The sequence below is a fragment of the Lacrimispora sp. genome (genome assembly GCF_047605665.1).
In the GTDB taxonomy this organism is placed as follows: domain Bacteria; phylum Bacillota; class Clostridia; order Lachnospirales; family Lachnospiraceae; genus Lacrimispora.
In genome coordinates this window covers 24679-47954 of record NZ_JASGFH010000016.1, presented here as the reverse complement: position 1 = coordinate 47954, position 23276 = coordinate 24679, and the positions used below count along the sequence as shown (strand labels likewise).

Below are 23276 nucleotides of genomic sequence, written 5' to 3'. Positions count from 1 at the left end.
GCTGTTCCGTTAATAAAAAATAAGGAGAATACCTATGAAACGTACTTTATCCCTCATCCTGGCGCTGACCCTCTCACTGTCATCTTTAACAGCATGCGCCCCCCAGCAGTCTCCTACGGCCGCTGCTACCCAGCCCAGCCAGACCGCTGCAAGCACTGAAGCGCCTTCCGCAGAAAGCTCTGAGGCTGCCTCCGGCGAAAGAACTGTAACCATTTTAAGTGACGGCACACAGGCCCAGGTTCCTGCTGTGGTGGACAAGGTGGCCGCCATCTTCGGTCCAGCTTATGAAAGACTGGTTGTCTTAGGCGCTGAAGACAAGATCGTCATGGCTTCCGCCTCCCACAAAAAGGCCTGGCCCTGGTCCAACCTGATATATAAGCGTCTGGGCGAAATCGATGTGCTGGAAAATGGAACCGATCTGGACACGGAAGTTCTGCTGAACAAAGGCACTCAGGTGGCTTTCTGCTTTGGCAATCCCCAGACCGTAGAGGCCATTAACCGGGCCGGTATGGTGGCTGTGCCCTGGGACCCCAGCCCCGAACCGTTTGACAACATCAAGGGAATTCTTTTCCGCTATGCGGACATCGTGGGCGGAGACGCGCCTGAGAGAGCCCAGAAGTATGCCGATTATTTCGATGAGAAGATGAAGCTCATCACAGACTATACCAATACCCTGACCGATGAACAAAAGCCTACAGTCTACTTTGCCAGCAGCGGCATTGAGCGTTCTGTAGGAGCTGACTCCGATGTTACGGAAATGATCGCCTATGCAGGCGGAACCAGCCTTTCCAAGGAGATTCCGGGCCATTCCTTTGTAGATGTTTCTCTGGAACAGATCATTTCCTGGAATCCGGACCACATCTTTGTAGACCACATCGGCGTGTCCCAGGGACAGACCATTGACCAGGTTCTGGCCGAGCTCACAGGCGATCCCAAGTTCGCCTCTCTGCAGGCTGTAAAAGACGGCAGGGTCTATGCCTCCCCGGTGGGCGTATTCTATTGGGATTCCGGCGTACAGTGTATCCTTCAGCTCATGTGGATGGCTCAAAAGCTCCACCCGGAAGCATTTACCGATATTAACATGGCAGAAGAAGTCAAGTATTTCTATCAGGAATTCTTTGACTATGAGCTGACCGATGAACAGGCTCAGAAGATTCTTAACCTGGAAAATCCGTGATTTAAAAAATGTGTAATGAAAGACAAGAAAACGGGCTCAAAAAGAGTCCGTTTTTTCATATCATAGGCGAAAGGATGATAACTGTAATGGATGTTGAAAACCCTTATGAGGATTCCATATACTTAGAAAAAGCATCCCGTTAAAAACGGGATGCTCTTCAATTAAACATTTTCTTAAAACCTTGTTTCCTTAAATCCTTTACACCTCTTTTGCACTCCCAAGAAAATCCTCCCGCTGAGGCGTAAAGATATCCAAAATCACAGAGTCTTCCAGTGCAGCCGCCCCATGGAGCACATCCGGTTCCACATAATAGCTGTCACCGGCTTTCAGCGTATATTTGACGCCATCCGCTTCATACCGGAAGGAGCCGGATACGATATAGCTGACCTGCTCATGAGGATGTCTATGAAGGCTGCCGACAGCCCCCTTTTTAAAGGACGCCTCCACCCCCATCATGCTGCCGCCTCTCGCCAGAATGCGTCTGGTGATTCCCGGCTCCGGGTTTTCAGGGGTTATATCTTCATACTTTAATACCATTTCAAAGTTTCCTTTCTATCCTATTAAATGAACACCTGGCCGCCATTGATCTGGATCACTTCTCCCGTGATAAAGGAAGCTTTTTCAGAAACCAGGAATCCGATGACGGAAGCTACCTCTGACGGTTCTCCAAGGCGTTTCATGAGAATTCCTTCCTTCCAGGAGTCCAAAATCTCACGTTTTGTGGCGGAGTGGAATGCGGTGTCAATGGTTCCCGGTGATACGGCATTTACACGGATTCCATACTCTGCAAGATCCTTTGCCAGCGCCCGTGTCAGCCCTTCAATAGCAGCCTTGCTTGCCGCATAGATTCCTGCGCCTGGGCCGCCTCCGGAGGTGACTGCAATGGTGCTGTAGTTAATGATGGAGGGACTCTTTCCCTTTTTCAGCAGAGGAATCGCCGCGCGGCTTGCGAAAAATGCGCTGTCAAAGTTGAGGGCCATCACCCTTCTCATAAAAGACGTTTCCATCTCTTCCAATCGCTGTCTTCCTCCAAGTCCGCCCACGTTGTTCACCAGCACATCGATGGAATCATATGTCTGGGCAATCTTTTCAAAGCAGAGATTGACGTCTTCTTCCTTCATGGAATCCGCATAAATGAACTCGCCCTTTATTCCATGGCCCTTTAATGTCCCCAGTGCCGTTTGTGCATCCTCCTGATTAATTCCGGTGATAATGATGTCGTAACCGGCCTTTCCCAGCTCCATTGCCGCACTTAAGCCAATTCCGCTCGTTCCTCCTGTGATGACTGCTCTCATATTCAATCTCCTTTTCTCCGTTTTTATTGTTTTGTCTCCAGCATTATTTTCAAATGATAATGGGGAGAAGTTCCTGTACTCCTCAGTAAAATCGTATTTCTCCTCTGATTGACCGGATTGTCCATGGTCTTTAACAGATACAGCCGTTGATTCTCTTGAAGGTCAATCCGTATGCTCCATGCGGCATCTTCTGTTCTGACATGAAGCACAACCTGACTTTCTTTCGTTTTCACCCGTTTCGTTTCAAGGATATGCTGATAGCCGTTTTCCTGAAATCCCAGGTCCCCGTCCTCCAGCTCCAGGTCATATTCCAGACAGAGGCCGGATTCCAAGTGGAAAGCGTAGTCAAAAACTCCATCCTTTTCACTTTCCACCCAAAAATCATCGAGGAAGGAGTCCTCCGTAATCTGCATTGTCCTGGTATAGTGAATCCCTTCATAGACATTTCTGGCTTTTGCAGTGACCTTATTTTCATCATAATACAGGCATTCCCCCGGACTTATGGAGGTGATGTCCTTTCCGTTCCAGCAGACCGTATTATGGGACAGGGTTTTCCGGTGCCATTCATTGCAAAGGCGGGCCCGGTATCCTGCATTCGATAAATCCCTGGATATTCTGTGATCCCCGCACATCAGCTCCACATTCATAATGTCGGGATGGGCATGGGATTTGCCGTTCAGCCCGTATTTCATGAACCCATTCCATGTGTTATTTCTTAAAATCACATAATTGGATTTGGGGAAGTTGCGGGATTTCTGTTTTACCGGGGTGAATTTCCCGTAATCAAAGTCAATGTTAAATAAAAGCTGCTCCAGGCAGACTCTGTTATTGCAGTAATATGGCTCTGACAAGGGCAAAGCCGTGCGAACCGAATCCGATGCTTCTATGTTCTTTAAAAGGTTGGCGACTGCGCTGTCCCCTCCCATGGCCCTGGCAGCCGTGTGGTAGATATAGCTGAACGTCTTCAAATTTAAGTTGGGCCAGCCATCGTTGGGATTGGGGAGAAAATGATTGTCAAATGCATAATCGTATGCCTGTACAAACATATTCTGTAAAATCTCAGTCCCTGTTCTGCCAAAGTCGTAATCGTAAATCCTGCTGAACAAAAACAGGTACGCAATGCCTTCCAGCAAAAAGAAATTATAATGGATGGAGCCCTCATACCAGAAATAGTCCTTGGTCACACCTGTTTCTAACTGTCTTCTGATATTGAACTCACTGCTGAATGCAAAATCGATCATCTCCTGATCCTGAAATGCCAGGCCCATCACGCCGATGGCCGATAAGTTCCAGCAGCTTATATTGTGAATTCTGGTGGCCTGGGGGGCCAGAAGAGCATACATTTCCCGGAACATGCCGTGATACATCAGATCAAGGAATTCCCGGCTTAATTCATCCCTTAAAATCTCAATGGTCTGGACGAAACGGATTGCCACAATGGATTCATTAAGGCCCTGAGGCATCATCCTTCCACAGCCCCACGGCATCGCATCATAGGACTCCCCGGTTAAGTTTTCTTTGTTATGTAAGGGAAACTCCTTATAATGTCCGGCATAAAACTCCATCACCGCCACGGAATAGTCAAAATACTTCTTTTCCTTCGTGGCTTTATAAATAAACGCAGACACCAGAGCCATGATCACCGCTTTATTGCGGTAAAAATAAACCCATACCCCATCAAAAACCTGATCTTCAAATATCTTGCCGCACACCTCACACCGGTGCTTATAGGGGGAATTTAAATCAAAGATCAGCCTTCCTCCGTCATCATCGCAAAAGTAATAGTGCCCCCACCGGCTGAGCCGGTCCGGGGAATCCGAAAAAGAGGGAAGAAATTCGTCCACTTCCTTTTTCATTTCCTCTACCAGCTCCCGGTTTTGGGCGCCCTCATTGATCAGGCGGTAAAACGTGTCATTTACATACTTCATTTTCTTTCCTCACCTTTTCCTCAACATGATGGAATCCGATAGCTCTTTCTCTCCCCGTTTTCGCCGGGGGCCTCTATGGTGATCCCAGCCATTTCATCGCCAAAGGTCAGCCGGTATTCCTTTTCCCTGCACTTAATAAAAAGCTCATTTCCTTCATATATAATTTCCGTATGAACTTCGTCAAAGGTAAAGCATTCTATGAACCTCTGCTCTTTAACCGGCACAGCCGATTGAAATGCCAGGGTATTGATAGAAGCCTTGCAGACTTTGTCCGGTTCCTGGGTCGTCATCACGCTGACTACTTCCTGGGTATACTGTTCTGCGCGGATTTCACAGTCTGAAAAAACCGTATACGTCATGTCTCCCGTTTCCATGGGGTATTTATATCGGTGGCCGCTCTGCTTTTGGGCCGGCATATCCGTATTGGAAATGATGCGGTAGATATGCTCTTTTTCCGATATGCACACGTCTGCAAACAGGAAAAAGGATAATTGGTCCGTAAATAGCAGGCGGCTCACTTCTTTCATGGCAAGCTCTTCCGGGTATATCCCTGATGTCTCGCCTTTGTAAATGACCAAGGAACCGTCCAGCTCAAGGCGGACCACTTCTCCCCTGTAGCGTTCCTCTATGGGGTATAAAGGGTCTTTTTCAAGCCTCATCCGGGCGCTGCTCACATAGATATCATTTTCATCAACTGCATCGGTGTATTGGCCGTCCACTAAAATCACATTGTGGTTATCCGGCATGATATTCCGGTTATACCCGTCTTCACACGTTAAGTATTCACTTCCCCTTGCAAAAATATAGGAAAGATTGTCCGGATGGTGGTGGGAAAGGGAAAGACACTTCACACCCTCCCTGCGGTATAAATCCCAGCCATTGACCCATTGCTTCCTGCCTCCTGGGCAGCCGCATTTTATGGTCAGGACCTTGCTGCTTTGGCTCCAGTCCTCCCTCATATACAGCAGACCTAAATCCTCAAAAAACCTCACCTTCGGAAGATCGGAAAGCCGTTTCTCCAATACCTCAGGGTCATACCATAAAAATTCAAATGCCGCTTCCGGCAAAATGCCCGGCTTGATCTTGCTCTCTCTGGCTTCAGCTTCCAGAAATTCATCAAGAACCAGATTTCCAAAGGTCTGGGCAAATCCATCCTGATATTCCGCAGCCGTTTTATAATAGACACAGGGGACGTGGCCGCTGTGACGGTCGTGACAGTCTCCGAAATTCATCTGCTGCTCAAGATCGCCGCAGGATTGATACAGGCGGTAATAAAAGGTGTTCTTTAAATAACCGCTGGTCTGAAAATAATTGATTCCTTCCTGAACCTTAAGAAGATGGGCATATACAAACAGCCACATGCCTCCGTATCTCCAGTATGGAACGCCTTCATAATTGGAACCGTCATCGGCCAGCAGCGAAAACACCCTGGAAAAGTTGTTTTTCGCCTCCGATCGATACCGGGCAGACCTGCTTTCATCTTCTGAGAGCGCATATCCGGCTGCGGCCAGACCGGTCATATTGATCCAGTTGTGGTTCTGGTAGTAATTGGTGGACCAGCCGCTTCCGTATGTATCCAGCTTATACTGATACATGATGTCCCCATGGTGTTTGATCTTGGCAGAAATCCGCTCCTTTTCTTCTTCCTTTAAATACGGCTTTAACCAGTCGTATCCCAGGGACAGGCCGAATAATATCCAGGAAGCGGACAAATCCACGTTTACCAGATGGGCATTTCCCCATTTCTCATAGGACAGGACCGCTTCCATGAACCGTTTGGCCTCGGACAAGTACCGCTCCTCTTCGCTGAGGCGGTAGGCCAGGGCCAGGTTCATGATTGCAATTCCCATATAAGTGGTGCTCTCCTTCGGGTGCCGGGCGGGCAGCTCACAGGAGGCATACCGGTCTGCCTGCTCAAGAAGCCTTTGATACTGCTTTTTCCTGGCTCCGTTCATCTGTTCCTTATAAGGCTTTAAATCACCGATAAATACGAGACTGTTCATCCTGCTTTTCCCTCCCTTTCCGCTTCATTTGTTCCGCTTTATCCCCCAGCCTCGTCAGCAGATGGTAATAGATGACGTAAATTGCAGCAAAGCCGAAGGGCTCTCCCGGAATGATGACCGTTCCTTTGGGAAGGCGGAGCAGACTCTCCAACAGCAGATTTACGGTTTGATAGGTCATATAGACAAAAAATACGAGAACCATATTTTTCAGGATTTCAGCCAGCTTAAACCTTGCATTCTGCCAGCCGCTCCTCTCAAAGTAAGACTGGTTGTAAACCTTTCCGTTTCTTACAATATCAAACATCCGGTAGGCCACCGGATTGTAAAGAAATAAAGTCGCAATCCCCAGACCCAGGCCCAGGAAAAAAATCAGGTCCAGGGGGTCGGCAAAGCCGCCTGCCTGTGTGCCGAATCCAATAAAGAAGTAGCACATGCCCGCAATCCACCACCGGAATATTCCTGCCTTGACACTGTCCGGAATTTTCTTTTTTCCATACTTCTTTTCTCTGTTCAACATAATCCCATCACCTGTTCTTTATTAAGCCTGCGATCATCAAAACGCCGGAAATGACATAAGCCAGAATAATCCCCATGCTGAAAACCACCGCATTTCTCACCACGTTCACATCGAGAGAACGCTGCAGAGAAATCGCATTTTGGTAAATCGTCACCAGATATAATCCGAGTCCTGCTGCCGCAAAGCATATGAGCGCTGTAAAAATCCGCTCTGCCTTCTCATCTTTCTTAATGCGGGTCGACTCAAACAGGGCAACCAGCCCCATGAGGACGAATAAAAACATCACAAAACCGCACATCTCATGTTCCAGCAGAAGCAATGCCTTTACATGAATATTCGTAAAAATCAGATGTGCGATTGAAACAACCGCGATGACCGCTTTCCCTATACCGGTTAACTGTTTATTCATCGTTTTCGCCCGCCTTTGCATACAGCACTAACTCCGTCGTTTCCTTATCGAAAAAGTAGAGGTGTTCCATTTCAAAATGAATACTGACCTGTTTATCAAACCTGTCTTCTATACTCTCAATCTGGCATGCCAGAACTGTTTCCCCGATTCTCACATACAAAATATAATAATTTCCCAAAAACTCCTTATTTTCCAGCTCCCCCGTCACGGTGTTTTCAGCCGCCCCATCAGAAACGGAAAACTGTTCCGGCCTGACCCCTAATATGAGGCTTTTGCCGGAATATGCTTTTAAGGAATCCGCGGCCTTTTGGGGAAGAGTAAGGGCGTGGGAGCCAAATAAAAACCGGTTTCCCTCAACCGTCCCTTCCATGAAATTCATCTGCGGCGCTCCGATAAAACCGGCCACAAATAAATTGCAGGGTTTATAATAAATCTCATTGGGAGTCCCTACCTGCTGGATGATCCCATCCTTTAAAACCACCATGCGGTCTGCCATTGTCATGGCCTCCGTCTGGTCATGGGTGACATAAATGGTCGTTACCTTCAATTCCCTTTGAAGCCTGACGATCTCAGCCCTTGTGCTGGTCCTCAGCTTTGCATCCAGGTTTGACAGAGGCTCATCCATGAGAAATACTTTGGGCTTTCTCACCACTGATCTGGCGAGAGCCACCCTCTGCTTCTGGCCTCCGGACAGTTGCCCCGGCAAACGGTTTAAAAGACTTTCCAGGCCTAAAATCCCGGAGGCTTCCTTCACCTTATCGTATATGACTGTATCCCTTTCATGTCTGAGGCGCAGGCTCATTCCCACATTGTCATAGACAGACATGTTGCCGTATAACGCATAATCCTGAAATACCACTGCGATATCCCGCTCTACAGGCGGGCACTTATTGATCACCTTATCCTCCAGAATAAGTTCTCCCTCGGATATCTGTTCCAGGCCTGCGATCATGCGCAGAACCGTTGATTTTCCGCAGCCGGAGGGGCCTACGAAAACAATAAATTCACCGTCTTCCACCTCCAGATTGAAGTGATCGACTGCATGGAATCCATTGGAATATACTTTACTGATATTTTTAAACAGGAGTTTCCCCATACCTTTCACCTCTCCTAGCCGGCATTTGACTGATTTAACTGTTCCAGCAGCCGCTGTCTTCTGTTCGTATTCTTCAAGCTGATCAAACCGGCTGCCAGGAGTATGATTCCTCCCACAATATTTGCAGCTCCGATTTCCGTCTGCCTGCCGTAGGGCTTTAACAGGAAAGGCACCAGTACGGACATGCGTACCAGCATATAAATTCCCAGAAAAACAGCGGTGACAGCCCATTTTTTATGGTAGACGCTGACCTTCATGGCGCAGGTGAAGAGGGCAAATAACATCATGATGTTGACCATTACCGTAATTCCCATCAGATAGCTGACAGGCATCACATCCAAAACCATAATCACATAGACCAGTTCCGCCAATATGGAGCATAGAATCAGGGAATACGGCAGCACATTCTTTTTATACAGTGAGACGTACGCCTTTTTTTCCTTTTCAAGTGATCGGCTATCCATTCCTTGTGCCTCCCTTTTTCTGATTATTCAGGAATTTAAAATGACTCCGGCAGATGACAACGCCATAATACAGGCTGCATATGATGCTGGCCCCATAGATTCCCGTTCCTACCCGGAAGGTGGTGAAATGAGGCTCATAATCGCTTGCGCTCTCCAGCCTTAAATACTGGAAATCCATCCCGCTGTAGTAGGCTTCGATGGCCTGGAGATTAAACAGGGCATAGGCACAGCACAAACAGCAGGCAGCCAGTGACAGCTCTATTACGATCAAAGCAAATTTATCAGGTATCTTCTTAAAGGTCTCCAACAGAAAGGAAAGCAAAAGAACGAGAACCCCAAGTACTGCAAATGCAAAGATCTGTTTGTTAAATACCTGCAGGATGGAATCGTGGAAAAAGGAAATCTGGGCATTCTGCTTTAATTTCAGCCCGAATAAGTCTTTATACTCTGTCATAAAGCAAAGAGCATATAGGAACACAGCCACTGCGATTGTACCGTGCAGCCATGCTGCCAGTCTTTGAGTTTTTAAGCACTTCTGCATCATCCGCTTCCACCTCTTTAACAGGGGAGGAGAATTTCCCCTCCCCGATTTTCCTGCTATTTATCCGCTGTCATAACCTCATAAGCTGCCTGATACGTTTCTTCATATATACCGAGGCCCCGCTCATTGAACTTTGCCAAATAATCTTCATAGCTTCCTGCTACTTCTGCTCCCTGAGGCGCATTGCCCTTTGCCTGATAGCGGACGATGTTAAACATGTACTCCACAATATCATCCGTATCCAGGGACGTTGTATCTGATACGGTTTCCTTCTGTCTGGAAGTCAGGGAGAATACCGGAGGCACCATCTTGTAGTAATTGGGGTTATCTCCTGCGATTCCCTTTCCTGCATAAGTTGCAAAGTTAGTCGTTGAATTCTGCAGAAGGGCCCAGCCGTCAAATCCCCGTTCAGAGGTATACTGATATTCAAAACCGATTTCCTTCTGGTATCCGATTGGCATGAGACAGCCCATCCAGTCTCTTAAGAACGTCGATAAGTCTCCTTTTGCCACGTTGTTTGAAGTTTCATATACCCATGGAGTGAACAGCGGATACTGGATTCCGTCCGGTCCTTCATACGTTTTTCCAGCTTCCAGGTTCATAGGCAATCCGTAATTCTGCAGTACGCTTCCTTCTTCTGTAAAGAAGTAATCCATAACCGCACAGGCTCTTTCCACTTCCGCTTCTGTGGAACCTGCTACGGAAATGGCCCAGCCGTCAGGCTTGATGGCTCTTCCGTTGTCCAGGAAATACTGCCATGCGCCGTTTACCTTGGCAACAGGAGGCAGAATCACAACGGTATCGGGATTTAAGGAATCAGCGGTAGAAGAGGCAATCCAGTCGTAAGTCATAAATCCAAAGGAAGGTGCTTCTCCGGTGTCGGTTCCCCATAAGGTGGAGCGGTAATTTGTCTTTTCATTTAAATCATAGGCGTCGGAATAGATCAGTCCTTCCGCTTCCATCATGGATAAGTACTGTAACACCTTGTAAACGCCTTCTTCCGCATAGGTGTACTGCACATCGCCATTTTTATCAATATACCATCTGGCCTGATAGGAGTCGGCTCCATGGACCTTGATGCCGTCAAAGTATGTAGACAGGCGGAGCAAATCCTCACGGTAGGTGGACTGTCTGACAAAGAGAGGCCATACGGCTTCTGCCTTTCCCTCTGTGAGCAGGGCAGGATTGGCTTTGATACAGCGCATCAGGGCGATCATCTCGTCAATGTCGTAAGCAGCAGCTTCTCCAAGGAATAACTCAGACGGATGCTCATAATCGTAATTGTCTGCAATATACTGGATCAGCGCCTTTGTTAAGGTTTCTCCGTTTTTCACATCCAGCGCATTCTGGATTTCAATGATGCTCTGGTCTGTTTTCTTTACAATGTCAATTCCAATCTTAGGAGTAACGGTTCCTCCGTTTTCCCCCACTCTGCGGTTGCCTTCCACATAAAAGCCGTTATAATGCACATCATACGGTTTCTGATCATAAGCAGCGCCTTCTGCATCCAACAGCCCTGTCACCCAGGATTCCCGGATGACAAAGGTTCTTGCGATCTGGTTTAACTCAGCGATGTAAGGCACATGATAGATGCTTCCGTCGTAAGCCGTAACAGCCGCCTTCACATCGGGATTCTTTTCCAGATATTCTTTAAAATTCGGCATATAGCCGGCTTCCATCTTCTCCGTCAGGTTTACAAACTTGCCTTCCGTTCCGTAAAACATAAGGCGCTCTGCAATGGACTCGCCGCCGTAAATATTGGCCCCTGAAAAGTTGGAGGTGGACTCGGTCTGGATCATGTCTTTTGATTTCACATCCTGTATGGTCACGTCGGAAAACTTGCTGTTTAATTCCTTTTCCACGTAGGTCCACATGGGCTTGAGCATGCCGGCGGTGACCACTGTGCCGTCCGGCAGGGTCAATGGCGACTCCTGATTGTAGGTCATGGTTCTCGATTTGTTTCCGTTGGCAATATTGAACTTTAACGGAACCGTTTCTGATAAGTCAGTCTTATCCGCTGCCTCCGTTTCTGTCTGCTGCACTGTTTCTGCAGTTTCTTTCGTTGTCGTTGCCTGATCCACGATGGAAGAATTGCATCCGGATAACAGCGATGTGATCATCGCGGCACAAAGAATACCCCCTGCTACTTTGTTTCTCATAAAAAATCCTCCTTCTGCCTTATGGCAATAAATACATTTATCCTTTTACACCGCCTACATTCACACCTTTTGCAAAGTATTTCTGAATATACGGGTAAATAACTAACACAGGTATGATCGAGCATATGATGATGGCATAAGCCAGACTGTCCGCAGAATAGGCCAGGTTAACCGGAGATTCATCGTACAGCTTCTGATAATTTTCAATTAACTGCCTTAAATACACCTGCAAAGGCTGCTCATAGGGATTTGCCAGCAGCATCTTGGACCAGTAATAACCGTTCCATCTGGAAATGGCATAAAACAGCGTTACAGTCGCAATGCTGGCTGTGGACATGGGTATGTAGACCTTTCCCAGAAGCTGAAATTCATTGGCCCCATCCACAATGGCCGCTTCCTCGATTTCCTTGGGAATACTGCTGAAATAATTTCTGAGAAGAATGATGTTATAGGCCTGAATTCCGAATGCAATGATCATTCCCCACCGGTTATCCACGTGCATGGTCTTATAATTTAAATACAAAGGGATCATACCGGCGCTGAACCACATGGTGAACACCAGCAAAAAGTTCCACTGCCTTCTGAACATCAGCTTTGACTTTTGCAGCGCATAGGCGCCTGTAATGGAAATGACCATGCTCCAGGCAGTTCCAAGTACGGTATAGAACAGGGTGTTGGTATAGGCAATCCAGAAACCCTTGTTGTGAAGCACCATGTCGTAAGCCTGGAAGGTCACTTCTTTTGGCAGGAGTACAATCTGGCCGCTTTCATATGCCACCTTTCCGCTGATCGATACACTGAATGCATATAAAACCGGATACAGGGTGAGCAATGCAAAGATGATCACCATTGTATAGGAGAATACTTTAAATATCTTTTCACTTCTGTTTAATCGCTCCATCAATTCCACCCTTCCATGACTACCACAATGATGTTTCCGATATGCTTCTGCTGATGGTATTGGCCCCGATGACCAGCGCAAAGGCAATCAGCGAGTTGAATAAGCTGACCGCGGCTCCGATTCCGTAATTGCCCGCCAGAATACCGATTCTCTGTTCAAAGGTGGAAAGCACGTCTGCCGTCACATAGATATTGGCATTGTACAAAAGCAGAACTCTTTCATAGCCGATGGTCAGCATGCTTCCGATCCTCATAATGATCATGATGATCAGAGTGGGCGCCATGCCGGGAAATGTGATAAAGCGGATTTCCTGAAACTTGTTTCCTCCGTCCACCTTAAGCGCCTCGTACAGGGAAGGTGAAATTCCCATGATAGCCGCAAAATAAACGATGGAATTATATCCGCTTTCCTTCCATATTCCAGCCATAATGTAGAGAGGCCTGAAATAATTGGACTTTTGCATCATGGACATCCCCGGTTCGATGAGCCCCAGATGCTGAAATAAGGAAGCGATGATTCCGCTTGAGCGGACGCCGCTGTATACCAGCATGAGGGCGATTCCCGTAATGGTAACCTCAGAAAGGAAATGAGGAAGATATGTAGCTGTCTGGGTCAGTTTTCTGACCGTATCATTTCCGATCTCCGCAAACAGCAGAGCCAGGATAATGGGGACAGGAAAACCGAATATGAGGCTGTAGGCGCTGATGATAAAAGTATTTCTGAATGCCTGCCAGAACTCGACCTTATTGACCCCTGAAACCAGGTTGATGAAATTGTCGATGCCTTTAAACTCACTTCCCCAGACACCGAACTGAGGGTCAAACCTCTTAAATGCAATCAGCAGTCCTCCCATGGGCTTATAGGCCCATAAAGCAAACCAGACCACCAGGGGAAGCAGGAGCACATACAATCGCCAATCCTTTTTCACTGCTTTCCATATCTTTTTCGCCTGAGGCTCCCGCATTTTAACTTCTTCCGTTTCCATTGCCTTCTCCTTCCGTCTCAGTAAAGTAATATCTCATATCGCAAATGAGTCCGTTCCGCATTTGCAGCACACAGCACACGATGGTGTTGATGATCAGGGTAAAAAATGCTGCTCCAAAGTAATCCATGGCCCCCGTTGTCTCCCCTGTCAGCAAAAATATGGCGACTCCCTTTCCGACAGACAGGCTGCAATGGGAAAGGAAGATATAAAGCAATAAAAAAACGTGGCCCTCTGCAATGGTATCCCTGTTCCGGTCCCCATAAACCGCCATGGGAATGGCTATGAATGCATTAGACAGGACGTAAAACAAAATTCCGGACCAAAGGGGCATATCAGAAAACAGGATGCCCGGTATTCCTCCGATCATGGCTGCAATAACACCGGTCCAGCCCCAGCGGATCATGGCGATGAGGCAGAGAACTGTAGAAAAGCTGAAATGAAAACCGCTGTTCCAGACTCCCAGCATCCCATAACTCATAATTTCTGAAACAGCGGCGAGTATGGAAAAAAACAACAGATCCAAATGCCGGAAGGAAAAAACCTCTTTTTCTCTGTTCATAATTAAGAACTCCGTTCATGATAATGTTTAATAAGTGAGATCTCTTTAAAAGAGATCTTAAAATTCATAAAGTTCATATATAAGAACTAGGTTTTCAATATGAGCATATTATACATTTCATTTATGTTTTTGTCAATATAAATGTGCATTTTATATTATTCCTTCACAAATATACAGGGCGTACAAAGAAAAAATGCGAGAATTCCCTTTATGTTGTATTTCTCATCACAAGTAAAAAGGATATTTCTCGCATAACACATGCTCACCGGCATACACCGGGCTGTTACGGGTGGGGATTGTATCCCAAATTTTTTGATATGTTCATGGCCACTTCTTTCAGTTCCTTGGCAACCTGCTCATTGTCAATTTCTTCATTATAGATATCCGACAGGGAGACAGCCGCTATCACCCTTCCCGTATAGTCAAAAACAGGGGCTCCGCAGCAGCTCGTTATGTTCTCCAGCTCCCGCTGGTCCAGGGAATATCCGCGTTCCTTTGTCTTTTTCAATTCTTCCAGCAGCTTTTCCTTGGAAGTGATGGTGTAATCGGTTAAGGGCTTAAAGTCAATCTTATCCAGGACCGCGCTCTGCTCTTCCTTTGGCAAAAATGCCAGGATGGCCTTTCCAAGAGAGGTTGCATGGGCATCCTTTCTGGTTCCGATGGCGCAGGAGGCCAGTCTGGCGTTCTGCGCCACGTACTTATGCACATACACGATCTTGGTTCCATTTAAAACTGCCACGAAAGCGGTTTTGTTATACTTTTCAGCGATTGGCTGTAAATTCACGCTGCATTCCTGTATCAGGCTCATTTCATCCACATATTTCATGCCCAGGGAAAAGGTCTCTATTCCCAGACAATACTTCTTATCATTGTCCCGAAGTGTTGTAATGTAGTTCAGTTCCAGTAAAGACTGAACGATGACAAAAACGCTGCTTTTGGCCATCCCCATTTCATTTGTGATCTCCTGCAGGGTTATGCCCCTTTTCCTGCCGGCGATCAACTGCAAAATCATAAATGTGCGCTCCACGGTCCGATTCATCTCATACCTCCAAAAGTTTATATATACGAATCAAATTCATAATTACATTGATTGTATTCTGTTTTTGCCATAGTGTCAATATTGAAGATCAATGTTCTGGAATTCCTTTCCATTATTTTCTGCCATAACCTTGTAAAACCGGTTGAAAAAACCATTCAGGTCCGGTATAATTTTCAGCAACAGACACTGATTCTGATGTAAAAGGCGGGTCGTCAGGAACCGGAAAGGAATCCCATGGAACACCACTGCAACTGCTGCAACCGATTATGCACCTCCAGAATTCCCCTTTTTCAGCCTCTTTCCGTGGAAGAGCAGAAAGCCTTGATATCCAGGGCCCTTCATCTGGATTACAGAAAAGGGGAAACCCTCCTGCATGAACACGATCCTGCGGAAAAAATCATGATCATCCGGTATGGAAAAATCAAAATTAATCACTATTCCCTGGAAGGAAAGGAATACGTTCTGGACATACTGACAGAAGGGGATATCTATGGCGAACAGAATATTTTCGGGGGAAAGGATTTGGAGGCAAACGCCATTGCCCTGGAAGAAAGCGGAGTATGCCTCATCTCCCTGGCCGATATCCAGGACCTGATTTTGAAAAAACCGGAAGTCGGAATTAAAATGTTAAAAGTTGTGGGAGAGAAGCTTTCTCTGGCCAATGAACTGACCCAACTGTTATCCGTCAACGATGCAAAGGCCAGAATTGCCGGATTCCTCTTATTCCGCAGCAACCGGATCAAAGGGGAGGCCATTGAGCTGACGAGAGAAGAAATCGCCGCCTATATCAACATCCGGAGGGAAACCATAAGCCGGAAGCTGGGAGAGCTTCGGGCAGAGGGAGCCATTGAACTTAAGGGAAACCGGATGATTCTCATTCAGAATAAGGATATCCTGAGAAACATTCTTGAAAATGGAAGCTGAAAATTTAAAAAAAGTTAAAAATAATGATTTAAATCACATTTTTTCTCCTCTGATCCAGGTATACTGGCCTTACAAACAAAACAAAGCGTTCTAAAGTGAGCAGGAATCTGAGGAGGATAAATTATGATTACAAATAAAATGAGGATTACCGATGTTGTAAAAGCTTATCCCAGAGCAGTAGAAATCTTCAATGACTTTCACATTGATTACTGCTGCGGAGGAAAAGATTTTTTAGAAGATGCCATACAGGAGCTGGGAATTGACTCCAAAAGCTTTATTGATCTGCTCAATAAAAAGCTCGCTAAAACAGCCGGGGCAGCCGATACCGGGCAGGTGCTTCCCATAGAACGGCTGGAAAAGATGAATGTCCCTGAACTGATCGACTATATTATGGAAACTCACCACACAAAGGAAAGGGACCTTCTGGCAGAATGCGATGAACTGATGAACCGGGTGCTTCTGGCCCATTACGGACACCATCCGGAACAGGTAATCCCCCTTCACGGACTTTTTTCAGACTTGAGAAAAGAGCTTCAGGAGCATTTTGCAAAAGAAGAGAAGCTGGTCTTTCCTTACATGAAGGAAAGCTGTCTGGGCAATGGAAACAGCGGATATGTGAAGGAGCTGGAGGATGAGCACGATGCAGCCGGAAACCTGATTAAGGAAATCACAGCCTGCACCAATGACTTCACTCCCCCAAAGGACGGATGTGCCTCTTATCATCTGCTCTTTCAAAAGCTTCAGGAACTGGTAAAGGATATATACATTCATATATTTACAGAAAATTCACTATTATTTCAAAAGTATGAGGAGGAACAAAGCGATGAAAAAACTTGTTAAAAATAATGTTTACTGGGTTGGATTTATGGATTGGGAGCTGGAGTCCTTTCACGGAGCGGATTACTCCATCAACCACGGCTCCAGCCAGAATGCCTACTTAATAAAGGAAGAAAAGACAGTCCTCATTGACACGGTCTGGAAGCCTCACTCCACCGAGTTCATTGACAATCTGGAGAGGGAAATCGATTTAAAGGAAATCGACTTCATCGTTGCAAACCATGGAGAGGTGGATCACAGCGGTTCCCTTCCTGCCTTGATGGAAAAAATACCGGGCACCCCCATTTACTGCACGGCAAACGGCGTGAAATCTCTGACAGGACAGTACCACCATCCGGAATGGAATTATCAGGTGGTGAAGACAGGGGATTCCATTGATATCGGAAACGGCAAGAAGCTGGTCTTTGTTGAGATGAGAATGCTTCACTGGCCTGACAGCATGGCAACCTATCTGACAGGGGATAACATCTTATTTTCCAACGATGCCTTTGGACAGCATTTTGCAGTAGAAGAATTGTTTAATGACAAGGCCGACCAGTGCAAGCTTTGGGAAGAGGCCCTTAAGTATTACGCCAACATCCTGACCCCCTTCTCCCCTCTTGTGAAGAAGAAAGTCGAGGAAATACAGGCCTTAAACCTGCCTATCGATATCATTGCCACCAGCCACGGTTCTATCTGGAGGGAAAATCCCTTACAGATCGTGGAAAAGTATTACGAGTGGTCCCAGAATTATCAGGAAGATCAGATTACCGTGGTTTATGATACCATGTGGGATGGCACAAAACAGCTCGCCCATAAGATCAGCGCTGAAATCTCACAGATTTCACCGGAGACCAGAGTGAAGATTTTCAACATTTCCAAGACGAATAAAAACGATATTATGACAGAGGTCTTTAAGTCCAAAGCCATTGCCCTTGGCTCCCCCACCGTAGGCGGCAGCATCCTCTCATCGGTAGGCGGCTGGCTGGATTTCCTGAAAGAGCTGAAATTTAAGGGAAAGAAAGCGGCTGTATTCGGCTGCTACGGCTGGAGCGGAGAAGGCACTAAGGTTCTTCGTGAGAAGCTGACAGAAGCGGGATTTTCCGTAGCAGAGGCAGAAGCCAAATGCCAGTGGAACCCGGAGGAAGAAGACTTTAACAATGCGGCAGAGGTTGCCAAAGCTCTTTGCCAGTAAGAATAGAAAAGAAAAAATCTCCAGCCTGCAGGATTACAGTTCCTGTTGGCTGGAGATTTTTTATCACACTTTGATGCTTCTTACAGAAGGGGTAAGCATCATGGCAGATGCGAGCCCTATGGACAGAATGCCGCAGATAAAGAAGCAGTAATTGACTCCTATGAATTCAGAAACAGTGCCCCCAAGCAAAAGCCCCAGGGGAGCGGCAAATAAGCTCACGCTGTAGGCCAGGGAAAGAACTCTCCCCAAGTATTCTCCCGGCACGCTGCTTTGAAAAATGGCAGTCCGCAGCCCGTAGAAAAAAGGAAGGGTAAAGCCCATAATGCCCGAAAACACAATAAACGGCTTCAGTCCATCAGGCGGCAGCAGACCGGAGAGCATGACGCCCACGCCGTATATGCCGATGGAGGCGGTGATCGCATAGACCTTATTCACCTTATTTCCCACGATTCCGAGGATGAGGGCCCCCACCAGAGTGCCACCGGAAAAGACGATTTCCACCACGCTGGACTCTGCCACGGTTCCCCCAAAATAAGTCATGGTGATTAAGGGATACAGGGAGCCGATGGGGAAGTAAATAAACGCATACATGGTGCTGATGACCATAATCGCCATCAATCCCTTCTGCCTGCGGAGGACTTCAAACCCTTCCCTGGTATCCTGCCAGATGCGCAGGGACTTGCCCTCTTCCTCCCCACCATGAGCCGGTATGGGAAGAATCCATACAATAGAAATGGCGATCAGCGCTCCTGCCACATCTAAAAATATGATGGAGCTTAAATCCCAAAATCCAAATAAAAAGGCTGCGATAGCGGGGCTGAGTATGAGGGATACGGATTCAAAGCCCTGGGTGATTCCTGCGCAGCGGGCCAACTGCTCCCTGGGGACAATGGAGGGAACCACTGCATTAAAGGAAGGAGTATGAAACGCCGCACCCATGGACCGGACACACAGCATGACAAAGATCAGCCACACCGGAATCTCTCCCCAAAAGGCCACAAGCCCAAGGGATACGGCTGCCAGGGCAATGATGAGATCGGAGAACATGATGATCTTTTTCCTGTTGAACCGGTCGATAAAAGTTCCGGTAAAGAGTCCCAATACTGCCCTGGGCAGGTATCCGGCCAGGGTTGACATGGTCACAATGGCAGGCGAGCCTGTTTTTTGAGTTAAATACCATACGATTGATATTTGAAGGATTGAGCTGGTCAGCATGGATACTGCCTGCCCGATCCCCAGAAATATAAATTTTGCTTTCCAGTTTTCCATGGGTCCTCCGTGAAAAATTCGGGCTGCCTGCATTTCGTTGTTTTATTGTCCGCAGGCAGTTTTAAACTCAGTCCAGATTTTGGCATGAAGGTCCTGAGCCTCTGAACCGATATTCTGGATCATTTCCGTATCACCGCTGAAATCAGCAGGAAGGGTGAGGAAATCCCGGTATTCCTCGGCAATGAGTCCGTCGGCAGCCTTGTTGGTGCTGTAATATCCCAGCCATTCAAAGCATTTTGCCGCATTTTCAGGCTTGAGCACGTATTCCAGGAAGCTGTAGGCCGCATCCGGGTTGGGAGCCTGGGAAGGGATAAATGAAGGCATGATTCCAAGGCCGATTCCCTCTGTCGGGAATACGACTTCCAGCTCAGGATTTGCCATCTTGGCCTGGGTCACCTGAGAGGTGTACATGATGGCCGCATTGATTTCTCCGGAAATCAGGTCATCCTGCAGATTATCATCCTTGATCAGACGGATATTTGGTGCCAGGGTGAGAAGCTTATCTCCTGCTGCCTGGATTTTATCCGTATCCTCTGTATTATAGCTCTCACCCAGAACCTTGAGAGCCATGCCGTTGATAACCCGGTAATTGGCTACAATTCCCAGGCTGTCCTTTAAAGAAGAATCCCACAAATCAGCGTATCCGGCAATAGGAAGGTCAACCGCCGCCGGGTTGTATACAATGGTCTGCACGCCGGCACCGTAAGGCACGGTATACTCATCGCCTGGATCAAAGAACTGTCCCTGGAAAATGGGGTTCACATTGCCGATGCCTGGCAGCTTGCTCTTATCCAGTTTCTGAGCCAGGCCCTCGGCAATGACCGTCTCCACAATATAGTCATCAGTGATCACAAGGTCATATTCACCGCCCTTTGCCGCCTGAAGCTTGGTGAGCATGGTTTCACCGAAGTCGTAATTGGAATAATTGATCTTGATTCCCGTCTCCTTTTCAAAGCCGTCCAGCACTTCCTGGGGGAACATTCCTTCCCAGGTGTAAAGATTAAGCTGGCCTGCCTCTTTTTTCGGCTGATCGGCACTCTGAGAGCCACCGGAGCTGCCGCAGCCTGTAAGAAGGCCGGCAATCAGCAAAGAGGAAGCGATTTTTATCATAGATTTTTTCATAGTATCATTCTCCTTTTTTCTATATTTCATTTCCCGGTTTCAGACGCGATCCTTCCGCGGCCTTCCAATCCACATGGAAAGGAGCCCTAAAAGCAGGGTAAAGCCAAACATCAGGGCGCATAAGGCGTTGGTTTTTGGGGTCACGCCTGTCTTTAACTGGGTATATATCTTAATGGGCAGAGTATTGGTGTTCACATTGGTGAGAAACATGCTGATGATCACATCATCCATGCTCATGGCAAAGGAAATCAGCATACCTGACACAATGGCGGGCCGCAGAAGGGGAAAGGTAATGTCCCAGAAAGCCCGCATATCCCCTGCTCCCAAATCCCTGGCAGCTTCCACATAGCTTTTATCCATTCCGGCCAGCCGGGCCTTTACCATGGTAAATACATAGGGAATGCAAAAAACCGTATGGCCGATGATCAGGGACGTCATGCCAAAGGGCAGACCGATCAGGGAAAAGAACACCAGAAATACCATACCCAGAATAATTTCAGGAATCATAATAGGCAGTGTGGAAAGATACTCCACCGGACCGTTAAAGCGGCAGATGGTCCGGGCCATGCCTGCTGCACCAAGGGTTCCGATTGCCGCCGCACACGTGCTGCTGGCGGCTGCTAAAATTATACTGTTGCGCAAAGCCTCAAAGATGGAGCGGTCCCGGAAGAGCTCCTGATACCAGCTGAGGGAAAAACCGCCCCATACGGAGCTGATGCGGCTGGCATTAAAGGAATAGAGAATGACCAGAAGCAAAGGGATATATGTAAGAATCAGGATTACCGCCAAATACAGGCCGGGAAACAGGCCTCGTCTTTTCTGTTTCATGTCATCCTCCCTTCTGTACATTTACAACGTATCATACAAGACCCTCCAAATCCTTTACCTTGGTTATGCGGCGGTAAAGGTAAATAAGCAGGCTGGTAAGAACCATGAGCACCACGGAAAATGCCGCTGCAAAGGGCCAGTTATGGGCTTTCATTAACTGCTCCTGTATCACGCTTCCCACCAGCACCACTTTATTTCCCCCTAAAATATCAGCCACAAAGAACAGGCCCATGGAAGGGATAAAGGTCAGCACAACACCGGAAAGCAGGCCGGGCATGGTGAGTTTAAAGGTGATGGTGAGAAATGCCTGCATTCTGCTGGCACCCAAATCCCTGGCAGCCTCCACCAGGTTCCAGTCCATTTTTTCCGCATTGGAATACACGGAATAGATCATAAAGGGCAAAAGCACATACACCATGCCAGTCACCACGGCGGGATAAGTATAGAGCAGTTTTAAAGAATCCTGTATCACTCCTGCTTTCATAAAAATTCCGTCCAGCACTCCTCCGGCGCGGAAAATAATGATCCAGCCGTACAGACGCATCAGGGAACTGGTCCACATGGGAATGATGAGGAAAAAGGAAACTGCCCTGCGCTGCCTCTCAGGCAGCCTTGCCATAAAGTAGCCGAAGGGATATCCGATGAGGGCAATGAGAGCAGTGCAGAGAAAGGCCAGTTTCAGGGACTGGCGTATGGTTCCCAGGTATACAGGTTCCAGAATATTGATGTAATTGCGCAGGGTCACGGTGTTTTCCACGCCCCAGGTCTCTGAACGGCTTAAAAAGCTGAGAGCCACCATATAGGCCAATGGGCCTGCCACAAAGACCAGGGTGGTGATATAAACAGGCAAAAGCGCCAGGATGGATGGAAGCTTCACTTTACCTTTCATACGCTCTCCTCCAGGTCAATGAGCGCCCCGTGCTCTGCCTCCCAATCCAGCCAGACCCGGTCTCCCGCTTCCACATCAGCCTTAATGCCGCACCGGCTCACGACCATCTCTTCCCCGTCATCTAAGGATACGAGAATGCGCAGCATGCCGCCTGCGAGGTTTTTCTCCAAAACTGTGCCTGAAAGGCCGCGAAAACTGCCTTCTTCCGCTTTTCGTATGTTCACCTGCTCACCGCGGACGGCTGCATTCACCTTCTGACCCGGCTTTACACCGGCACCCCGGCGCTGGATGGAAAAGCTTCCGTTTTTATGTCTGATAAAGACCTCATCGTCTTCCACCTTCTCAATCCGCCCTCTCAGGATGTTGGCACTGCCCACAAAGCCTGCCACAAAGCTGGTTTTAGGCGTGCTGTATATCTCATCAGGAGCGCCGATCTGTTCAAACTGCCCTTCCCTCATGACGACGATGCGGTCGGACATGTTGAGGGCTTCCTCCTGATCGTGGGTGATGTAAATAAAGGTAATTCCAAGCTGTTTTTGCAGCCGCTTTAATTCGCTCTGCATCTGGCGCCGCAGTTGAAGGTCCAGAGCCCCCAGAGGTTCATCCAGCAAAAGAATGCGGGGGCGGTTGACAATGGCCCTTGCTATGGCGACTCTCTGCCTCTGTCCCCCGGAAAGCTCGTTAGGCATGCGCTTTTCATAGCCCTCCAGTTGCACAAGGGATAAGGCTTTTTCCACCTCCCGGCTGATTTCCTGTTTGTTTACGCGTTTCAGGCGCAGACTATATCCTATGTTTTCCTCCACCGTCATATGAGGGAACAGGGCGTAATTTTGAAATACCGTATTGACATCCCGCTTATTGGGCTCTGCCCACGTCACATCCCGTCCTCCCACCAGCACACGCCCCTGATCCGGCATTTCCAGGCCGGAAATAATGCGCAGAGTCGTGGTCTTTCCGCACCCGGAAGGCCCCAGCAGCGTGATAAATTCCCCGCTGTAAATTTCCAGATCAATGCCCTGAAGCACCTGGTTTTTGCCAAAGCTTTTGGCAACCTGCTCCAACTGTAAAATCACTTCACTCATTGTCCTACACCCGCCGCCTTCCATATCCGCATTCCCCATGGCGCTGATTATAGGAAATCATTGCCTTTTATGGGAATC

23 protein-coding genes are annotated in these 23276 nt (G+C 47.6%); 4 read left to right on the top strand and 19 right to left on the bottom strand.

From position 1 onward, the window contains the following. Positions 1-34 precede the first annotated feature (34 nt). The gene (locus QM657_RS13765) at positions 35-1177 is read left to right on the top strand and encodes an ABC transporter substrate-binding protein (RefSeq protein WP_415067274.1); all 1143 of its coding nucleotides are present in this window, start codon (positions 35-37) and stop codon (positions 1175-1177) included. A gap of 198 nt (positions 1178-1375) precedes the next feature. On the opposite strand, the gene QM657_RS13760 is transcribed toward QM657_RS13765, so the two are convergent. From QM657_RS13760 to QM657_RS13695, 14 genes are all read right to left on the bottom strand, one after another. Beyond that, on the bottom strand, positions 1376-1714 hold the full coding sequence (locus QM657_RS13760; RefSeq protein WP_415067273.1) for a cupin domain-containing protein: 339 nt from the start codon (positions 1712-1714) through the stop codon (positions 1376-1378). 23 nt (positions 1715-1737) lie between these two features. Next, on the bottom strand, positions 1738-2472 hold the full coding sequence (locus QM657_RS13755) for an SDR family NAD(P)-dependent oxidoreductase (protein WP_415067272.1): 735 nt from the start codon (positions 2470-2472) through the stop codon (positions 1738-1740). Between the two features lie 23 nt (positions 2473-2495). After that, positions 2496-4400, bottom strand: coding sequence for a heparinase II/III family protein (locus QM657_RS13750; RefSeq protein WP_415067271.1), 1905 nt, complete (start codon positions 4398-4400; stop codon positions 2496-2498). 20 nt (positions 4401-4420) lie between these two features. After that, positions 4421-6403 carry a DUF4962 domain-containing protein gene (locus tag QM657_RS13745; RefSeq protein ID WP_415067270.1) on the bottom strand — a complete coding sequence of 661 codons (1983 nt, stop codon included), beginning with the start codon at positions 6401-6403 and terminating at the stop codon, positions 4421-4423. Next, positions 6378-6920, bottom strand: a complete 543-nt coding sequence (locus QM657_RS13740; protein WP_415067269.1) for a hypothetical protein — start codon at positions 6918-6920, stop codon at positions 6378-6380. Before QM657_RS13740 ends, QM657_RS13745 begins: the two co-directional genes overlap by 26 nt. Before the next feature lie 7 nt (positions 6921-6927). Continuing rightward, the gene (locus QM657_RS13735) at positions 6928-7329 is read right to left on the bottom strand and encodes a hypothetical protein (protein ID WP_415067268.1); all 402 of its coding nucleotides are present in this window, start codon (positions 7327-7329) and stop codon (positions 6928-6930) included. Next, positions 7322-8425: an ABC transporter ATP-binding protein gene (locus QM657_RS13730; protein ID WP_415067267.1), complete on the bottom strand. Its 1104-nt coding sequence runs from the start codon at positions 8423-8425 to the stop codon at positions 7322-7324. Before QM657_RS13730 ends, QM657_RS13735 begins: the two co-directional genes overlap by 8 nt. Before the next feature lie 14 nt (positions 8426-8439). Further along, a complete protein-coding gene (locus tag QM657_RS13725; protein WP_415067266.1) occupies positions 8440-8889 on the bottom strand; it encodes a hypothetical protein in 450 nt (149 codons plus the stop codon). Beyond that, the gene (locus QM657_RS13720) at positions 8882-9433 is read right to left on the bottom strand and encodes a hypothetical protein (RefSeq protein WP_415067265.1); all 552 of its coding nucleotides are present in this window, start codon (positions 9431-9433) and stop codon (positions 8882-8884) included. Before QM657_RS13720 ends, QM657_RS13725 begins: the two co-directional genes overlap by 8 nt. 53 nt (positions 9434-9486) lie before the next feature. Then, positions 9487-11589 carry a hypothetical protein gene (locus tag QM657_RS13715; RefSeq protein ID WP_415067264.1) on the bottom strand — a complete coding sequence of 701 codons (2103 nt, stop codon included), beginning with the start codon at positions 11587-11589 and terminating at the stop codon, positions 9487-9489. Positions 11590-11626: 37 nt separating this feature from the next. Beyond that, complete coding sequence (locus QM657_RS13710; RefSeq protein ID WP_415067263.1) at positions 11627-12490, bottom strand: carbohydrate ABC transporter permease; 864 nt, start codon at positions 12488-12490, stop codon at positions 11627-11629. A gap of 19 nt (positions 12491-12509) precedes the next feature. Continuing rightward, positions 12510-13475 (bottom strand): ABC transporter permease, encoded by a 966-nt coding sequence (locus QM657_RS13705; protein WP_415067262.1) that lies wholly within the window; start codon positions 13473-13475, stop codon positions 12510-12512. Continuing rightward, positions 13456-14034 (bottom strand): hypothetical protein, encoded by a 579-nt coding sequence (locus QM657_RS13700; protein WP_415067261.1) that lies wholly within the window; start codon positions 14032-14034, stop codon positions 13456-13458. The genes QM657_RS13705 and QM657_RS13700 overlap by 20 nt, the downstream gene beginning before the upstream one ends. A gap of 283 nt (positions 14035-14317) precedes the next feature. Further along, on the bottom strand, positions 14318-15073 hold the full coding sequence (locus QM657_RS13695; protein ID WP_415067260.1) for an IclR family transcriptional regulator: 756 nt from the start codon (positions 15071-15073) through the stop codon (positions 14318-14320). A 234-nt stretch (positions 15074-15307) separates the two neighbouring features. Between QM657_RS13695 and QM657_RS13690 the strand changes: the two genes are divergently transcribed. From QM657_RS13690 to QM657_RS13680, 3 genes are all read left to right on the top strand, one after another. Further along, on the top strand, positions 15308-15997 hold the full coding sequence (locus QM657_RS13690; protein WP_415067259.1) for a Crp/Fnr family transcriptional regulator: 690 nt from the start codon (positions 15308-15310) through the stop codon (positions 15995-15997). Positions 15998-16120: 123 nt separating this feature from the next. Beyond that, the gene (locus QM657_RS13685) at positions 16121-16837 is read left to right on the top strand and encodes a DUF542 domain-containing protein (RefSeq protein ID WP_415067258.1); all 717 of its coding nucleotides are present in this window, start codon (positions 16121-16123) and stop codon (positions 16835-16837) included. Next, entirely contained in the window at positions 16821-18008 is a 1188-nt protein-coding gene (locus QM657_RS13680; protein ID WP_415067257.1) for an MBL fold metallo-hydrolase, read from the top strand. The genes QM657_RS13685 and QM657_RS13680 overlap by 17 nt, the downstream gene beginning before the upstream one ends. 63 nt (positions 18009-18071) lie before the next feature. Here the strand turns inward: QM657_RS13680 and QM657_RS13675 are convergent, their stop codons facing one another. Genes QM657_RS13675 through QM657_RS13655 form a run of 5 tightly spaced genes read right to left on the bottom strand, consistent with a single transcriptional unit; the run spans position 18072 to position 23198 of the window. Continuing rightward, positions 18072-19277: an MFS transporter gene (locus QM657_RS13675; RefSeq protein WP_415067256.1), complete on the bottom strand. Its 1206-nt coding sequence runs from the start codon at positions 19275-19277 to the stop codon at positions 18072-18074. A 42-nt stretch (positions 19278-19319) separates the two neighbouring features. After that, positions 19320-20399, bottom strand: a complete 1080-nt coding sequence (locus QM657_RS13670; RefSeq protein ID WP_415067255.1) for a spermidine/putrescine ABC transporter substrate-binding protein — start codon at positions 20397-20399, stop codon at positions 19320-19322. Between the two features lie 39 nt (positions 20400-20438). Beyond that, positions 20439-21227, bottom strand: a complete 789-nt coding sequence (locus tag QM657_RS13665) for an ABC transporter permease (RefSeq protein WP_415067254.1) — start codon at positions 21225-21227, stop codon at positions 20439-20441. A gap of 31 nt (positions 21228-21258) precedes the next feature. Next, positions 21259-22116, bottom strand: a complete 858-nt coding sequence (locus QM657_RS13660; protein ID WP_415067253.1) for an ABC transporter permease — start codon at positions 22114-22116, stop codon at positions 21259-21261. After that, a complete protein-coding gene (locus QM657_RS13655; RefSeq protein ID WP_415067252.1) occupies positions 22113-23198 on the bottom strand; it encodes an ABC transporter ATP-binding protein in 1086 nt (361 codons plus the stop codon). The genes QM657_RS13660 and QM657_RS13655 overlap by 4 nt, the downstream gene beginning before the upstream one ends. Positions 23199-23276 lie beyond the last annotated feature (78 nt).

What these genes read in the sequence shown, in the direction of transcription:
- QM657_RS13765 (WP_415067274.1), top strand. Translation starts at nt 35, where the DNA reads ATGAAACGTACTTTATCCCTCATCCTGGCGCTGACCCTCTCACTGTCA.
- QM657_RS13760 (WP_415067273.1), bottom strand. Translation starts at nt 1,714, where the DNA reads ATGGTATTAAAGTATGAAGATATAACCCCTGAAAACCCGGAGCCGGGA.
- QM657_RS13755 (WP_415067272.1), bottom strand. Translation starts at nt 2,472, where the DNA reads ATGAGAGCAGTCATCACAGGAGGAACGAGCGGAATTGGCTTAAGTGCG.
- QM657_RS13750 (WP_415067271.1), bottom strand. Translation starts at nt 4,400, where the DNA reads ATGAAGTATGTAAATGACACGTTTTACCGCCTGATCAATGAGGGCGCC.
- QM657_RS13745 (WP_415067270.1), bottom strand. Translation starts at nt 6,403, where the DNA reads ATGAACAGTCTCGTATTTATCGGTGATTTAAAGCCTTATAAGGAACAG.
- QM657_RS13740 (WP_415067269.1), bottom strand. Translation starts at nt 6,920, where the DNA reads ATGTTGAACAGAGAAAAGAAGTATGGAAAAAAGAAAATTCCGGACAGT.
- QM657_RS13735 (WP_415067268.1), bottom strand. Translation starts at nt 7,329, where the DNA reads ATGAATAAACAGTTAACCGGTATAGGGAAAGCGGTCATCGCGGTTGTT.
- QM657_RS13730 (WP_415067267.1), bottom strand. Translation starts at nt 8,425, where the DNA reads ATGGGGAAACTCCTGTTTAAAAATATCAGTAAAGTATATTCCAATGGA.
- QM657_RS13725 (WP_415067266.1), bottom strand. Translation starts at nt 8,889, where the DNA reads ATGGATAGCCGATCACTTGAAAAGGAAAAAAAGGCGTACGTCTCACTG.
- QM657_RS13720 (WP_415067265.1), bottom strand. Translation starts at nt 9,433, where the DNA reads ATGATGCAGAAGTGCTTAAAAACTCAAAGACTGGCAGCATGGCTGCAC.
- QM657_RS13715 (WP_415067264.1), bottom strand. Translation starts at nt 11,589, where the DNA reads ATGAGAAACAAAGTAGCAGGGGGTATTCTTTGTGCCGCGATGATCACA.
- QM657_RS13710 (WP_415067263.1), bottom strand. Translation starts at nt 12,490, where the DNA reads ATGGAGCGATTAAACAGAAGTGAAAAGATATTTAAAGTATTCTCCTAT.
- QM657_RS13705 (WP_415067262.1), bottom strand. Translation starts at nt 13,475, where the DNA reads ATGGAAACGGAAGAAGTTAAAATGCGGGAGCCTCAGGCGAAAAAGATA.
- QM657_RS13700 (WP_415067261.1), bottom strand. Translation starts at nt 14,034, where the DNA reads ATGAACAGAGAAAAAGAGGTTTTTTCCTTCCGGCATTTGGATCTGTTG.
- QM657_RS13695 (WP_415067260.1), bottom strand. Translation starts at nt 15,073, where the DNA reads ATGAATCGGACCGTGGAGCGCACATTTATGATTTTGCAGTTGATCGCC.
- QM657_RS13690 (WP_415067259.1), top strand. Translation starts at nt 15,308, where the DNA reads ATGGAACACCACTGCAACTGCTGCAACCGATTATGCACCTCCAGAATT.
- QM657_RS13685 (WP_415067258.1), top strand. Translation starts at nt 16,121, where the DNA reads ATGATTACAAATAAAATGAGGATTACCGATGTTGTAAAAGCTTATCCC.
- QM657_RS13680 (WP_415067257.1), top strand. Translation starts at nt 16,821, where the DNA reads ATGAAAAAACTTGTTAAAAATAATGTTTACTGGGTTGGATTTATGGAT.
- QM657_RS13675 (WP_415067256.1), bottom strand. Translation starts at nt 19,277, where the DNA reads ATGGAAAACTGGAAAGCAAAATTTATATTTCTGGGGATCGGGCAGGCA.
- QM657_RS13670 (WP_415067255.1), bottom strand. Translation starts at nt 20,399, where the DNA reads ATGAAAAAATCTATGATAAAAATCGCTTCCTCTTTGCTGATTGCCGGC.
- QM657_RS13665 (WP_415067254.1), bottom strand. Translation starts at nt 21,227, where the DNA reads ATGAAACAGAAAAGACGAGGCCTGTTTCCCGGCCTGTATTTGGCGGTA.
- QM657_RS13660 (WP_415067253.1), bottom strand. Translation starts at nt 22,116, where the DNA reads ATGAAAGGTAAAGTGAAGCTTCCATCCATCCTGGCGCTTTTGCCTGTT.
- QM657_RS13655 (WP_415067252.1), bottom strand. Translation starts at nt 23,198, where the DNA reads ATGAGTGAAGTGATTTTACAGTTGGAGCAGGTTGCCAAAAGCTTTGGC.